The following is a 15,120-nucleotide window of genomic DNA, read 5'->3' as shown; positions in this document are numbered from 1 at the left end:
GAGCAGGGGATGCCGATTCAGGTTCTGCCGCCGCAGCTCGCCAACCAGATTGCCGCCGGCGAGGTGGTGGAGCGGCCCGCGTCGGTGGTGAAAGAGCTGGTTGAGAACAGTCTTGATGCGGGCGCCACGCGGATTGACATTGATATCGAACGCGGCGGCGCGAAGCTCATTCGCATCCGCGATAACGGCAGCGGCATCAAAAAAGACGAGCTGGCGCTGGCCCTGGCTCGTCATGCGACCAGCAAGATCGCCTCGCTTGACGATCTGGAGGCCATTATCAGCCTCGGCTTTCGCGGCGAAGCGCTGGCCAGTATCAGTTCGGTGGCGCGCTTAACGCTGACTTCGCGCACGGCGGAGCAGCAGGAAGCCTGGCAGGCGTATGCTGAAGGCCGCGATCAGGCGGTGACGGTGAAGCCGGCGGCGCACCCGGTCGGTACCACTCTGGAAGTCCTCGATCTGTTCTATAACACCCCGGCGCGGCGCAAATTTATGCGCACCGAAAAGACCGAGTTCGGCCACATTGACGAGGTGGTGCGCCGCATTGCGCTGGCGCGCTTCGACGTCACTATCAACCTCAGCCATAACGGCAAGGTGATGCGCCAGTATCGGGCCGTCGCTCAGGATGGCCAGCGCGAGCGCCGGCTGGGGACAATTTGCGGCGCCGCTTTTCTCGAACATGCGCTGGCGATCGAGTGGCAGCATGGCGATCTGACCCTGCGCGGCTGGGTCGCCGATCCGCTGCATACCACCCCGGCGCTGGCGGAAATTCAGTATTGCTACGTTAACGGGCGGATGATGCGCGATCGGCTGATCAACCATGCTATCCGCCAGGCCTGTGAAGACAAGTTAGGGGCCGATCAGCAACCGGCGTTTGTGCTGTATCTGGAGATCGATCCCCATCAGGTGGATGTAAACGTCCACCCGGCCAAGCATGAGGTGCGTTTCCATCAGTCGCGCCTGGTGCACGACTTTATCTACCAGGGCGTACTGAGCGTACTGCAGCAGCAGCTTGACGCGCCGCTGGCGGAAAAAGACGACCCGCCGGCGCCGCGCCCGATGCCGGAGAACCGCATCGCCGCGGGAGGCAACCAGTTTGCGCGGCCAGCGGAAGCGCGGGAACCTGCGACCCGCTTCAGCATCACGCCATCGCGTGAGCCTGCGGCCTCCAGCGGCAAACCGGGCGGCGCGAGCTGGCCGCATGCGCAGCCGGGTTACCAGAAGCAGCAGGGAGCGCTTTATCGTCAACTGCTCGACACGCCAACGGCGCCAAAGCCAGCGTTGCAGCCTCCGGCGGCGGCAGAGTTGGCCGGTCACAGTCAGAGCTTTGGCAGAGTGCTGACGATTGTTGGCGGCGACTGCGCGCTGCTGGAGCGCGAGGGCGGTCTGGCGCTGCTGTCGTTGACCGTTGCCGAGCGCTGGCTGCGCCAGGCGCAGTTGACCCCGGGAGCGGAGGCGGTATGTGCTCAGCCGCTGCTGATCCCGCTGCGGTTAAAAGTTACGGAAGGGGAAAAGCAGGCGCTGGCCGCCGCTCAGCCGGCGCTGGCGCAGCTAGGGATCGATGTGCATACCGATGCCCTGCACGTGACGGTGCGCGCGGTCCCTTTACCCTTAAGACAACAAAATTTACAAATCTTGATTCCTGAACTGATAGGCTACCTGGCGCAGCAAAACGCATTCGACGTCGGCAATATCGCCCAATGGATGGCGCGTAATCTGACGAGCGAACAGACGTCATGGAATATGGCGCAGGCGATTGCGCTGCTGGCGGACGTTGAGCGTCTTTGCCCGCAGCTGGTGAGAACGCCGCCGGGTGGCCTGTTACAACCTGTAGATCTCCATTCGGCGATGAATGCCCTGAAAGATGAATGATGTAACCGAGGCGAGCCTGCCCAAGGCAATTTTTTTAATGGGCCCGACGGCCTCCGGCAAAACCGCGCTGGCGATAGCCTTACGTAAAGTTTTGCCAGTAGAGTTGATTAGCGTTGATTCCGCCCTCATTTATCGGGGAATGGATATTGGCACCGCCAAACCGGATGCTGCGGAGCTTAGCGCTGCGCCGCATCGGCTGCTGGATATTTTGGATCCTGCGGAGGCCTATTCCGCGGCGGATTTTCGCCGCGATGCGCTGGCGGCGATGGCGGATATTGTCGCCGCCGGGCGAATTCCGCTGTTAGTCGGCGGAACGATGTTGTATTTCAAAGCGTTGCTGGAAGGATTGTCGCCCTTACCGTCGGCTGACCCAGAGGTCAGAGCGCGGATTGAGCAGCAGGCCGCAGAGCAGGGGTGGAATGCGTTACATCAGCAATTACAGGAGATCGATCCCGTGGCTGCTGCGCGTATTCATCCAAATGATCCGCAAAGGCTTTCCCGGGCACTGGAAGTTTTTTTCATTTCGGGTAAAACTTTAACGGAACTGACGCAAACGTCAGGAGACGCTCTGCCATATCAGGTGCATCAGTTCGCCATCGCCCCGGCGAGCCGTGAACTGCTCCATCAACGCATAGAACAGCGTTTTCATCAGATGTTAGCTTCAGGTTTTGAAGCAGAAGTACGGGCGCTTTTTGCCCGCGGAGATTTGCATACGGACATGCCTTCCATCCGTTGTGTCGGATACCGCCAGATGTGGTCATATCTCAATGGCGAGATCCCGTATGATGAGATGGTTTATCGAGGTGTTTGCGCCACGAGACAGTTAGCCAAACGTCAGGTCACCTGGCTGCGCGGTTGGGAAGGTGTGCACTGGTTAGACAGTGAACAACCTGAACAAGCGCTCAACAAAGTATTACAGGTTGTTGGTGCGAGCCAGAACTGAACGTGTACAATTAAACGGTATCGTGCGTAATTTTTTTTGAGAATCGTAAGGTTCTGAGTACAAAACAAGCATACATATAAGGAAAAGAGAGAATGGCTAAGGGGCAATCTTTACAAGATCCGTTCCTGAACGCTTTGCGTCGGGAACGCGTTCCGGTTTCTATTTATTTGGTGAATGGTATCAAGCTGCAAGGGCAAATTGAGTCTTTCGATCAGTTCGTGATCCTGTTGAAGAACACGGTCAGCCAGATGGTCTATAAGCACGCAATTTCTACTGTTGTCCCGTCTCGCCCGGTGTCTCACCACAGCAACAATGCTGGCGGCGGTTCCAGTAACTATCACCACGGTGGTAGCGCGCAGGGTTCTTCTGCGCCGCAACAAGACAGCGACGACGCCGAATAAGGCCAGTGCTGTTTTTCCACGCCGGGGAGCCAGGTTTTCTGCGTTCCCCGCTGGTATTTTATAAGGGGTTTACGCTTGTTTGACCGTTATGACGCCGGTGAGCAGGCGGTACTGGTACACATCTATTTTTCGCAAGACAAAGATATGGAAGATCTCCAGGAGTTTGAAACTCTGGCCTCTTCCGCCGGTGTCGAAGCAATGCAGGTGATTACCGGTAGCCGTAAAGCACCGCACCCGAAGTATTTTGTTGGTGAAGGTAAGGCAGTCGAAATTGCGGAAGCCGTTAAAGCGACCGGCGCTTCGGTCGTGCTCTTCGATCATGCCCTGAGTCCGGCGCAAGAACGTAACATGGAACGCCTGTGCGAATGCCGGGTTATCGATCGCACCGGTCTTATTTTAGATATTTTCGCCCAGCGCGCGCGCACCCATGAAGGGAAATTGCAGGTCGAGCTGGCGCAGCTGCGCCATATGGCGACTCGCCTTGTCCGCGGTTGGACCCACCTTGAAAGACAGAAGGGCGGGATTGGTTTGCGTGGCCCGGGGGAAACCCAGCTCGAAACCGACCGCCGTTTATTGCGTAACCGTATCATGCAGATCCTGTCGCGGCTGGAAAAAGTCGAGAAACAGCGCGAGCAGGGGCGGCGGTCGCGTGCGAAAGCCGATATTCCTACCGTGTCGCTGGTGGGCTATACCAACGCCGGAAAATCAACGCTCTTTAACCAGATCACTGCCGCCGAGGTCTATGCCGCGAACCAGCTGTTCGCCACCCTGGACCCGACGCTGCGCCGCATTGACGTCCCTGACGTCGGCGAAACGGTGCTGGCCGATACCGTCGGCTTTATTCGCCACCTGCCGCACGATCTGGTAGCAGCGTTTAAAGCGACGTTGCAGGAGACGCGTCAGGCGACGCTGCTGCTGCATGTGATTGACGCGGCGGATGTCCGCGTGCAGGAAAACATTGATGCGGTAAATACGGTTCTCGCTGAAATTGAGGCCGATGAGATCCCGGCGCTGCTGGTGATGAACAAAATCGACATGCTTGACGATTTTGAACCGCGCATCGATCGCGACGATGAAAATAAACCGATTCGGGTCTGGCTTTCAGCCCAGACCGGGGTTGGCGTACCACTGCTTTTTCAGGCATTAACGGAGCGTCTTTCCGGTGAAGTGGCCCAGCATACGCTGCGCTTACCGCCGAAAGAAGGGCGACTGAGAAGCCGTTTCTATCAGCTTCAGGCGATAGAAAAAGAGTGGATGGAGGATGACGGCAGCGTGAGCCTGCAGGTGCGCATGCCGATCGTTGACTGGCGGCGCCTCTGTAAGCAAGAGCCAACGCTTGTTGACTATGTGGTTTAACCTTGCAGCTTGCCTGAAGATATTGACCCCTGTGGGGATATCAAAAACAAATATGGAGCATATACATGGCGTGGAATCAGCCCGGTAATAACGGACAGGACCGCGACCCGTGGGGGAGCAGCAAACCTGGCGGCAACTCTGAGGGAAATGGCAATAAAGGCGGTCGCGAGCAGGGGCCGCCGGATCTGGATGATATCTTCCGCAAGTTAAGTAAAAAACTTGGCGGGCTCGGCGGCGGCAAGGGCGGAGTGGGCGGCGGCAATAGCGCGCAGGGGCCTCGCGGACCGATGGGCGGGCGTATTGTCGGCATCGTTGCCGCGGCGGCAGTGATTATCTGGGCGGCCAGCGGTTTCTATACCATTAAAGAGGCCGAGCGCGGCGTGGTCACCCGTTTTGGTAAGTTCAGCCATCTGGTTGAGCCTGGCCTGAACTGGAAACCGACCTTTATCGATAACGTTCAGGCGGTGAACGTGGAGTCGGTGCGCGAACTTGCGGCTTCCGGCGTCATGCTGACCTCTGACGAAAACGTGGTGCGCGTTGAGATGAACGTGCAGTACCGCGTCACCGATCCGGAGCGCTATCTGTTTAGCGTGACCAGCGCGGACGACAGTCTGCGTCAGGCCACCGACAGCGCGCTGCGCGGCGTGATCGGCAAATACACCATGGATCGCATTCTGACCGAAGGTCGTACCGTGATCCGTAGCGATACCCAGCGTGAGCTGGAAGAGACGATTCGCCCGTACAACATGGGTATCACTCTGCTGGACGTCAACTTCCAGACGGCGCGTCCGCCGGAAGAGGTGAAGGCCGCGTTTGACGATGCCATTGCCGCGCGTGAGAACGAGCAGCAGTACATTCGTGAAGCGGAAGCGTATACCAACGAAGTCCAGCCGCGGGCGAATGGTCAGGCGCAGCGTATCCTCGAAGAGGCACGCGCCTATAAGACCCAGACCGTTCTGGAAGCCCAGGGTGAAGTGGCTCGCTTTGCGAAGATCCTGCCGGAATACAAAGCCGCGCCGGAAATTACCCGCGAGCGTCTGTATATCGAAACCATGGAAAAAGTGCTGAGCCACACCCGTAAAGTGCTGGTCAATGACAGCAAAAACGGCAATCTGATGGTTCTGCCGCTGGATCAGATGCTGAAAGGCGCCGCTGCGCCGGCAGCAAAGAGCGATAGTAGTGACGCCAGCGATCTGCTGCGCCTGCCGCCAGCATCCAGCTCAAGCAGCGCCAGCACCTCATCAACCTCGAGCTCAACCGGGGGTAGCATTATGGACCAACGCCGCGCTAACGCGCAGCGTAACGACTACCAGCGTCAGGGGGAATAACGATGCGTAAATCTGTTATCGCGATCATTGTCATCGTGCTGGTAGTGCTCTACATGTCTGTCTTTGTCGTAAAGGAAGGCGAGCGCGGTATCACGCTGCGTTTCGGTAAAGTTCTGCGCGACGACGAAAACAAGCCGCTGGTGTATGCGCCAGGCCTGCACTTCAAGATCCCGTTTATCGAATCGGTGAAGATGCTGGATGCGCGTATTCAGACCATGGACAACCAGGCTGACCGTTTCGTTACTAAAGAGAAGAAAGACCTGATCGTCGACTCCTATATCAAGTGGCGCATCAGCGACTTCAGCCGTTACTACCTGGCAACCGGCGGCGGCGACGTCTCCCAGGCCGAGGTACTGCTGAAGCGTAAATTCTCTGACCGTCTGCGTTCTGAAATTGGTCGTCTGGATGTGAAAGATATCGTCACCGACTCCCGTGGTCGCCTGACCCTGGAAGTGCGTGATGCGCTGAACTCGGGTTCGGCCGGTACGGAAGATGAGGTTAGCACCCCGGCGGCTGACGACGCGATTGCTAAAGCGGCAGAGCGTGTGGAAGCCGAAACCAACGGTAAAGTGCAGGTGATCAACCCGAACAGTATGGCGGCGCTGGGTATCGAAGTTGTCGACGTACGTATCAAACAGATCAACCTGCCGGCAGAAGTGTCGGAAGCGATTTATAACCGTATGCGCGCGGAGCGTGAAGCGGTTGCTCGTCGCCATCGTTCACAGGGTCAGGAAGAGGCGGAAAAACTGCGCGCGACTGCGGACTATGAAGTCACCAAGACGCTGGCGGAAGCCGAGCGCCAGGGCCGTATCCTGCGTGGTGAAGGTGATGCGGAATCAGCGAAACTGTTTGCCGACGCGTTCAGCCAGGATCCAGGCTTCTACTCCTTTATCCGTAGCCTGCGTGCCTATGAGAAGAGCTTCCAGAGCAATCAGGATGTGATGGTCCTGAGTCCGGACAGCGATTTCTTCCGCTATATGCGTTCACCGGATTCGGCGCGTAAATAAGCCGGAGAAGGTGTAAACCTGAAGTAATAATGCGAAAAGGCGCCTGAAACAGGCGCCTTTTTTCATGCTGCGAGGGCGGGAATTAGTTGCCGAGTAGCTTGTTCAGCAGGCCGCCGATCACCGGCAGGCCTGCCAGCGCACTTTCGATGGTGCCGCCGATAGTCGACCCAACGCTTTCGCCCAGGGTTTTGCCCAGGTCCGGCGCCAGGTCGGCCAGATTGAGGGTGCCAAGCAGTGGCAGGTTAATGCTCAGGGCATCAGTGCCCATCGTCCATGCGGCTGCGCCGACCTTGCTGCCTAAGGCCGCCAGACCATCCTGTAACCAGCCTGCGCCGCTCACATTTTCGATTTCAAATGCGGTTAATTCTCTCATCATAATCTTCCTGATTAAGTAGACGTACCGGGTTGTAGTACGCGATGGCATAGTTACAATTTAAAAAATATCCAGCAATACAATTAGTTGTGAATTTTGTTTCACCTTTCCGGTTCATAATGAAGCTGAAATACGGGACAATGTGAAATGAGAGAATGAATTCACCATGCTGGCCGAGACGCCCGCGAGGGCGGCAATGATACTTTTCAATTAGGGTTGACGATGAACTCCACCATTTGGCTGGCGCTGGCGCTGGTTTTAGTACTTGAAGGGCTTGGCCCGCTGCTTTATCCGCGCGCCTGGCGCAAAATGGTCGCCAGCCTGAGCCAGCTACCGGATAATTTATTGCGTCGTTTTGGCGGCGGACTTGTGGTTGCCGGGATTGTGATCTACTACATGTTGAGGAAATCGATTGGCTGATCAAAAAGTGGTCGGATTTGCCTTATTTTGGATGCAAAAAGTGCTGTAACTCTGAAAAAGCGATGGTAGAATCCATTTTTAAGCAAACGGTGATTTTGAAAAATGGGTAACAACGTCGTCGTACTGGGCACCCAATGGGGTGACGAAGGTAAAGGGAAGATCGTCGATCTCCTGACTGAACGGGCTAAATATGTTGTGCGCTACCAGGGTGGTCACAACGCCGGCCATACTCTCGTAATCAACGGTGAAAAAACCGTTCTCCATCTTATTCCATCAGGCATTCTGCGTGAAAACGTCACCAGCATCATCGGTAACGGCGTCGTGCTGTCTCCGGCCGCGCTGATGAAAGAGATGAAGGGCCTGGAAGACCGTGGTATCCCGGTTCGCGAGCGTCTGCTGCTCTCTGAAGCCTGCCCGCTTATCCTTGACTATCACGTGGCGCTGGACGTGGCGCGTGAAAAAGCGCGTGGCGCGAAAGCGATCGGCACTACCGGTCGCGGCATTGGCCCGGCTTACGAAGATAAAGTCGCTCGTCGCGGTCTGCGCGTTGGCGATCTGTTCGATAAAGCAACCTTCGCCGATAAACTGAAAGAAGTGATGGAATATCACAACTTCCAGCTGGTGAACTTCTACAAAGCAGAAGCGGTTGACTACCAGAAAGTGCTGGACGATGTGATGGCGATTGCCGACATCCTGACCAGCATGGTGGTGGACGTATCCGACCTGCTGGATCAGGCGCGTCAGCGCGGCGACTTCGTGATGTTCGAAGGCGCGCAGGGTACGCTGCTGGATATCGACCACGGTACCTACCCGTACGTTACGTCCTCTAACACCACCGCAGGTGGCGTGGCGACCGGCTCCGGCCTGGGCCCGCGTTATGTGGATTACGTACTGGGCATCATTAAAGCTTACTCGACTCGCGTCGGTGCAGGTCCGTTCCCGACCGAGCTGTTTGATGAAACTGGCGAGTTCCTCTGCAAGCAGGGTAACGAATTCGGCGCCACCACCGGCCGCCGTCGTCGTACCGGCTGGCTGGATGCGGTCGCAGTCCGTCGCGCGGTGCAGATTAACTCCCTGTCCGGCTTCTGCCTGACTAAACTGGACGTCCTCGACGGCCTGAAAGAAGTGAAAATCTGCGTTGGCTACCGTATGCCGGATGGCCGCGAAGTGACCACCACTCCGCTGGCTGCCGATAACTGGGAAGGTATCGAGCCTATCTACGAAACCATGCCGGGCTGGTCCGAAACCACCTTCGGCGTGAAAGAGCGCAGCGGCCTGCCGCAGGCAGCCCTGAACTACATCCAGCGTATTGAAGAGCTGACCGGCGTGCCGGTGGATATCATCTCTACCGGTCCAGACCGTACCGAGACTATGATTCTGCGCGATCCGTTCGACGCGTAATCACTCTCAAGGGGCGCCGTTCGGGCGCCCTTGTTTTTGCTGTTCGCCCGCCCCATTTCAAATAAATTAGCGGCCTGAGCGCTGGCTGGTTTATCATCAATAATAATGATGTCGCTCGACATACCCCGTTTTCTTTTCCCTGAGGTTTATGTGCAGTTAACGAGTTTCACCGATTACGGACTACGCGCGCTGATTTATATGGCGTCGCTGCCGGAAGGACGAATGACCAGTATCTCGGAAGTGACCGAGGTCTATGGCGTCTCCCGTAATCATATGGTTAAAATAATCAATCAGTTAAGTCGCATGGGCTACGTGACTGCCGTGCGGGGGAAGAACGGGGGCATTCGCCTCGGCAAACCAGCAGGACAGATCCGCGTCGGTGACGTGGTGCGTGACCTTGAACCCTTATCGCTGGTCAACTGCAGCAGCGAGTTTTGCCACATTACACCAGCCTGTCGTCTGAAACAGGCACTAGCTGAAGCCGCGCAGAGTTTTCTCAAGGAACTGGATAACTATACGCTGGCTGATTTGGTTGAGAAGAATCAACCGCTTTATAAATTATTGCTGGTGGAGTGACGCCACTCTGCCGGAGATGACAACGGAGGAACCGATATGTCACAAGATCCATTCCAGGAACGCGAAGCTGAGAAGTACGCGAACCCTATCCCGAGCCGGGAATTTATCCTCGAACATTTAACTAAACGGGAAAAGCCTGCCAGCCGCGATGAGCTGGCCATCGAGTTAAATATCGAGGGCGAAGAGCAAACCGAAGCGCTGCGCCGCCGCCTGCGCGCGATGGAGCGCGACGGTCAGCTGGTCTTCACCCGCCGCCAGTGCTATGCCCTGCCGGAACGCCTCGATCTCCTCAAAGGAACCGTTATTGGCCACCGCGATGGCTATGGTTTCCTGCGCGTTGAAGGGCGCAAAGACGATCTGTACCTGTCGTCAGAACAGATGAAAACCTGTATTCACGGCGACCAGGTGCTGGCTCAGCCGCTGGGCGCGGACCGTAAGGGCCGCCGCGAAGCGCGCATCGTCCGCGTCCTCGTGCCGAAAACCAGCCAGATAGTTGGCCGTTACTTCACCGACGCTGGCGTCGGCTTTGTCGTCCCGGACGACAGCCGCCTGAGCTTCGATATCCTGATCCCGCCGGAAGAGATAATGGGCGCGCGGATGGGCTACGTGGTCGTGGTCGAGCTGACCCAGCGACCAACCCGCCGCACCAAAGCGGTGGGTAAAATCGTCGAAGTGCTGGGCGACAACATGGGCACCGGCATGGCCGTCGATATGGCGCTGCGTACCCATGAGATTCCTTATGTCTGGCCGCCGGCGGTGGAAAAACAGGTTTCCGGTCTCAAAGAACAGGTGCCGGAAGAGGCGAAGGCCGGCCGCGTCGATTTACGCTCGCTGCCGCTGGTTACCATTGACGGCGAAGATGCCCGCGACTTCGATGACGCGGTGTACTGCGAGAAGAAACGCGGCGGCGGCTGGCGCCTGTGGGTAGCCATTGCCGACGTCAGCTACTACGTGCGCCCGGGGACGCCGCTGGATGCGGAAGCGCGCAGTCGTGGCACCTCGGTCTACTTCCCGTCGCAGGTAGTGCCGATGCTGCCGGAAGTGCTGTCTAACGGTCTATGCTCGCTGAACCCGCAGGTCGATCGCCTGTGTATGGTGTGCGAGATGACGATTTCGTCAAAAGGCCGTCTGACCGGTTATAAATTCTATGAAGCGGTGATGAGTTCACATGCTCGCCTGACCTACACCAAAGTGTGGCATATGCTGCAGGGTGACCAGGAACTGCGCGAACACTACGCGCCGCTGGTGAAGCACATTGAAGAGCTGCATAACCTCTACAAAGTGCTGGAGAGCGCCCGCGAAGAGCGCGGTGGTATCTCATTTGAAAGTGAAGAAGCTAAATTCATCTTCAATGCCGAACGCCGTATTGAGCGTATCGAACAGACTCAGCGTAACGATGCGCATAAGCTGATTGAAGAGTGCATGATCCTGGCGAACATCTCCGCCGCGCGCTTCGTTGAGAAGGCGCAGGAGCCGGCGCTGTTCCGTATCCATGATAAGCCAACCACCGAAGCGATTACCTCCTTCCGTACCGTGCTGGCTGAGCTGGGACTGGAGCTGCCTGGCGGCAACAAGCCGGAGCCGCGTGATTACGCAGAGCTGCTAACCTCCATCGCCGATCGCCCGGATGCGGAAATGCTGCAGACGATGCTCCTGCGCTCCATGAAGCAGGCGGTCTACGATCCGGAAAACCGCGGTCACTTTGGCCTGGCGCTGCAGTCATACGCCCACTTCACCTCGCCGATTCGTCGTTACCCGGACCTGTCGCTGCACCGCGCTATCAAGTATCTGCTGGCCAAAGAGCAGGGACATAAAGGCAACAGCACCGAGACCGGCGGCTGGCACTACAGCATGGAAGAGATGCTCCAGCTGGGTCAGCACTGTTCGATGACCGAGCGCCGCGCCGACGAAGCGACGCGCGAAGTGTCTGACTGGCTGAAGTGCGACTTCATGCAGGATCAGGTGGGCAACATCTTCTCCGGCGTGATCGCCAGCGTGACCGGCTTTGGCTTCTTCGTCCGCCTGAACGATCTGTTTATCGACGGTCTGGTGCATGTTTCCAGCCTGGATAACGACTATTATCGTTTCGACCAGGTGGGGCAGCGTCTTATTGGTGAGTCCGGCGGCCAGACCTATCGCCTGGGCGACCGCGTGGAAGTCCGTGTGGAAGCGGTCAACATGGACGAGCGGAAAATCGACTTTACCCTGATCTCCAGCGAGCGTGCGCCGCGTAATGTCGGCAAGACCGCCCGTGAGAAAGCGAAAAAGAGTACCTCTGGCAAGCCGGGCGGCCGTCGCCGCCAGGTGGGTAAGCAGGTAAACTTCGAGCCGGACAGCGCTTTCCGTAAAGAGAAAGAGACCGCCCGACCGAAGAAAGAGAAAAAAGCGAAAAAACCGTCGGCGAAAACACAGAAAATCGCCGCCGCGACGAAAGCCAAGCGCGCGGCCAAGAAGAAGATCGCCGAGTGATTGACCTCCCTTCACCCTGAAGTCTGCTGACGCAGGATGGGGTGAAGGGGGCAGATAACAGAACCTAAAACGAGTACATCAATGAGTGAAATGATTTACGGCATCCATGCGGTGCAGGCACTGCTGGAGCGCGCACCTGAGCGTTTTCAGGAAGTTTATATTCTGAAAGGCCGTGAGGATAAGCGCTTGCTGCCGCTGATCCATGCCCTGGAAGCGCAGGGCGTGGTGATTCAGCTGGCCAACCGTCAGTTTCTTGATGAGAAGAGCGAAGGCGCTGTGCACCAGGGGATCATTGCCCGCGTGAAGCCGGGGCGTCAGTATCAGGAGAACGATCTGCCGGATCTGCTGGCGCAGCTCGATCAACCGTTCCTGCTGATCCTCGACGGCGTAACCGATCCGCACAACCTCGGCGCCTGCCTGCGTAGCGCTGACGCCGCCGGCGTGCATGCGGTGATCGTGCCAAAAGATCGTTCCGCTCAGTTGAATGCGACGGCGAAGAAAGTGGCCTGCGGCGCGGCGGAGAACGTCCCGCTGATCCGCGTCACCAACCTGGCGCGCACCATGCGTCTGCTGCAGGAAGAGAACGTCTGGATCGTCGGAACCGCAGGGGAAGCCGACCATACGCTGTTCCAGAGCAAAATGACCGGCCCGATGGCGCTGGTGATGGGCGCGGAAGGCGAAGGCATGCGTCGTCTGACCCGCGAACACTGCGATGAGCTGATCAGCATCCCGATGGCGGGCAGCGTCTCCTCGCTGAACGTCTCGGTGGCTACCGGCATCTGTCTGTTTGAAGCAGTACGTCAGCGCAGCTAAGCTGAACCATCGACGAATCAAAAAAAGCCATCCTCCGGGATGGCTTTTTTGTGACCGCTCTCGCGGGCGAGTATCCCTCCGGATAACCATACTTATGGCTATCGCCATTGATGGAGGGAGACACGATGCACTGGCAAACGCACACCGTTTTTAATCAACCCACCCCGCTGAATAACAGCAATCTGTTTCTGTCCGATACCGCTCTGCGTGAAGCAGTGGTCCGCGAAGGCGCCGGCTGGGATGGCGATCTGCTCGCCAGCATTGGCCAGCAGCTGGGGACAGCCGAATCGCTGGAGCTGGGACGCCTGGCCAACAGCAATCCGCCGGAGCTGCTGCGCTATGACGCCACCGGCGCCCGGCTGGACGACGTGCGCTTTCATCCCGCCTGGCACCTGCTGATGCAGGGGCTGTGCGCGAATCGGGTACATAACCTCGCCTGGCAGGAGGATGCCCGCGAAGGCGCGTTTGTCGCCCGCGCCGCCCGCTTTCTGCTCCATGCCCAGGTGGAGGCCGGGACGTTGTGTCCGATTACCATGACCTTCGCCGCGACGCCCCTGCTGCAGCACGCCCTGCCCGCGCCCTTTCGCGACTGGCTGTCGCCACTGCTGAGCGACCGTTACGATCCGCACCTTGCGCCTGGCGGCCAGAAGCGCGGCCTGCTGATCGGCATGGGGATGACCGAGAAGCAAGGGGGGTCTGATGTGCTGAGCAATACCACTCGCGCGGAGAAAACGGCGGAAGGGTTTTACCGACTGGTGGGACACAAGTGGTTCTTCTCGGTGCCGCAGAGCGATGCTCACCTGGTGCTGGCTCAGGCTCCGGCGGGGCTCTCATGCTTCTTTGTGCCGCGTCTGCTGCCCGACGGGCAGCGTAACAGCGTGCGTCTTGAACGCTTAAAAGAGAAGCTCGGCAACCGCTCCAACGCCAGTAGCGAAGTGGAGTTTTATGAGGCCTGCGGCTGGCTGGTGGGCGACGAAGGCGACGGCGTGCGGCAGATCCTCAGGATGGGCGGCCTGACCCGCTTTGACTGCGCGCTGGGCAGCCATGCCCTGATGCGTCGCGCCTTCTCGGTGGCGCTGTATCACGCGCTACAGCGTCAGGCGTTTGGCAAAAACCTGGTCGAACAGCCGATGATGCGCCAGCTGCTGGGGCAAATGGCGCTCCGTCTGGAGGGGCAGACCGCGTTTCTGTTTCGCCTGGCGCGGGCCTGGGACCGTCGGGATGATGCCCGGGAAAGCGCCTGGGCGCGCCTGTTTACGCCTGCGGCCAAGTTTGCCATCTGTAAGGCCGGTATCCCGTTTGTCGCCGAGGCGATGGAAGTGCTGGGCGGCATCGGCTATTGCGAGGAGAGCGAACTCCCGCGCCTCTACCGTGAGATGCCGGTCAACAGCATCTGGGAGGGCTCCGGCAATATTATGTGCCTCGATGTGATGCGGGTGCTGAGCAAGCAGCCGGCGGCGATGGAGCTGCTGGCCGCGGAGTGTGCGGAGGTGAAAGGACAGAACCGCCATCTCGACCGCGCATGGCGTCAGCTGCAGCAACTGCTGAAACGACCCGCCGAAGAGCAGGGGAGAGAGATTGCCCGGCTGGTCTATCGTCTTGGCGCGGGGGCGCAGATGCTGCGCCATGCTTCGCCGCCGCTGGCCGAAGCCTGGTGCCGGATGATGCTCGACACCCGCGGCGGCATACGTCTTGACGCGCCGACCCTCGACGACCTGCTGCTGCGGGCTATGGGGCGCGGGCGCCAGGCGCCTCAGGCGTAGAGAATGGCCTGCACGCGCCAGCTGTCCGGCTGTTGTTCCTCGTACATCTGAATAATGCGATACCAGGAGGCGCCTTGCTCGTCTGCTTTGCGGGCAATGGCGTGCTCTACATCCTGTTGGCTACCGGAAAGATTAGTGACGGAGATCAGACCGATTTCATTCAGGCCAGTGACGCAATCCGCGCTGGCGAATTCGGCTGACTGCGCGGACGTATTGGCCGTCGCAGCGGTTAACAGCAGGCTGGATAGGGTAAAAGATCGTTTCATCGTCAGCTCCATTTCACGTAGTCCCAAGGGCAGTCCGTTGCTAACGTCCTGCCAGGTGGCTGGCCGAACGTTATTATGCACAGGAGAACGTGAATGGACGCAAAGCTGTGTAAAGCAGATTTAAAGACGCCGCCT

The 15,120-nt window shown here is 58.2% G+C and carries 14 protein-coding genes; 12 read left to right on the top strand and 2 right to left on the bottom strand.

Going from position 1 to position 15,120, the window contains the following annotated elements; genetic code table 11:
• The first annotated feature begins 9 nt into the window (after positions 1-9).
• The 6 genes from mutL to hflC all read left to right on the top strand — a co-directional run bounded on the left by mutL (position 10) and on the right by hflC (position 6,904).
• The gene (gene mutL, locus KB892_RS23290) at positions 10-1,869 is read left to right on the top strand and encodes a DNA mismatch repair endonuclease MutL (protein WP_004152020.1); all 1,860 of its coding nucleotides are present in this window, start codon (positions 10-12) and stop codon (positions 1,867-1,869) included.
• On the top strand, positions 1,862-2,812 hold the full coding sequence (gene miaA, locus KB892_RS23285; protein ID WP_002885652.1) for a tRNA (adenosine(37)-N6)-dimethylallyltransferase MiaA: 951 nt from the start codon (positions 1,862-1,864) through the stop codon (positions 2,810-2,812). Before mutL ends, miaA begins: the two co-directional genes overlap by 8 nt.
• A 92-nt stretch (positions 2,813-2,904) precedes the next feature.
• Positions 2,905-3,213: an RNA chaperone Hfq gene (gene hfq / locus KB892_RS23280; protein WP_002885659.1), complete on the top strand. Its 309-nt coding sequence runs from the start codon at positions 2,905-2,907 to the stop codon at positions 3,211-3,213.
• A gap of 75 nt (positions 3,214-3,288) precedes the next feature.
• Positions 3,289-4,569 (top strand): ribosome rescue GTPase HflX, encoded by a 1,281-nt coding sequence (gene hflX, locus KB892_RS23275; protein WP_002885660.1) that lies wholly within the window; start codon positions 3,289-3,291, stop codon positions 4,567-4,569.
• A 65-nt stretch (positions 4,570-4,634) separates the two neighbouring features.
• Positions 4,635-5,897: an FtsH protease activity modulator HflK gene (gene hflK / locus KB892_RS23270; RefSeq protein WP_002885661.1), complete on the top strand. Its 1,263-nt coding sequence runs from the start codon at positions 4,635-4,637 to the stop codon at positions 5,895-5,897.
• 2 nt (positions 5,898-5,899) lie between these two features.
• Positions 5,900-6,904: a protease modulator HflC gene (hflC, locus tag KB892_RS23265; protein WP_002885662.1), complete on the top strand. Its 1,005-nt coding sequence runs from the start codon at positions 5,900-5,902 to the stop codon at positions 6,902-6,904.
• Positions 6,905-6,986: 82 nt separating this feature from the next.
• Here the strand turns inward: hflC and KB892_RS23260 are convergent, their stop codons facing one another.
• Positions 6,987-7,277, bottom strand: a complete 291-nt coding sequence (locus KB892_RS23260; RefSeq protein WP_002885663.1) for a hypothetical protein — start codon at positions 7,275-7,277, stop codon at positions 6,987-6,989.
• Between the two features lie 222 nt (positions 7,278-7,499).
• Between KB892_RS23260 and KB892_RS23255 the strand changes: the two genes are divergently transcribed.
• The 6 genes from KB892_RS23255 (at position 7,500) to KB892_RS23230 (ending at position 14,719) form a co-directional block, all read left to right on the top strand.
• Positions 7,500-7,697 (top strand): DUF2065 domain-containing protein, encoded by a 198-nt coding sequence (locus KB892_RS23255; RefSeq protein ID WP_002885664.1) that lies wholly within the window; start codon positions 7,500-7,502, stop codon positions 7,695-7,697.
• Between the two features lie 102 nt (positions 7,698-7,799).
• Positions 7,800-9,098, top strand: coding sequence for an adenylosuccinate synthase (locus KB892_RS23250; protein WP_002885665.1), 1,299 nt, complete (start codon positions 7,800-7,802; stop codon positions 9,096-9,098).
• A gap of 150 nt (positions 9,099-9,248) precedes the next feature.
• Positions 9,249-9,674, top strand: a complete 426-nt coding sequence (nsrR, locus tag KB892_RS23245) for a nitric oxide-sensing transcriptional repressor NsrR (RefSeq protein WP_002885667.1) — start codon at positions 9,249-9,251, stop codon at positions 9,672-9,674.
• 36 nt (positions 9,675-9,710) lie between these two features.
• Positions 9,711-12,143, top strand: coding sequence for a ribonuclease R (rnr, locus tag KB892_RS23240; RefSeq protein WP_002885668.1), 2,433 nt, complete (start codon positions 9,711-9,713; stop codon positions 12,141-12,143).
• Between the two features lie 81 nt (positions 12,144-12,224).
• The gene (gene rlmB, locus KB892_RS23235; protein WP_002885669.1) at positions 12,225-12,956 is read left to right on the top strand and encodes a 23S rRNA (guanosine(2251)-2'-O)-methyltransferase RlmB; all 732 of its coding nucleotides are present in this window, start codon (positions 12,225-12,227) and stop codon (positions 12,954-12,956) included.
• A 125-nt stretch (positions 12,957-13,081) separates the two neighbouring features.
• On the top strand, positions 13,082-14,719 hold the full coding sequence (locus tag KB892_RS23230; protein ID WP_004152018.1) for an isovaleryl-CoA dehydrogenase: 1,638 nt from the start codon (positions 13,082-13,084) through the stop codon (positions 14,717-14,719).
• Here KB892_RS23230 and yjfN read toward each other — a convergent pair.
• Positions 14,710-14,985, bottom strand: a complete 276-nt coding sequence (gene yjfN, locus KB892_RS23225) for a DUF1471 family protease activator YjfN (protein WP_002885673.1) — start codon at positions 14,983-14,985, stop codon at positions 14,710-14,712. The two genes, KB892_RS23230 and yjfN, sit on opposite strands and share 10 nt — an antisense overlap.
• Positions 14,986-15,120 lie beyond the last annotated feature (135 nt).

Origin of the sequence: Klebsiella sp. P1927, from assembly GCF_018204675.1 — a bacterium.
Lineage (GTDB): Bacteria > Pseudomonadota > Gammaproteobacteria > Enterobacterales > Enterobacteriaceae > Klebsiella > Klebsiella pneumoniae.
The sequence above is the reverse complement of the archived record's forward strand: the minus strand, read 5'-3'. Positions and strand labels throughout refer to the sequence as shown.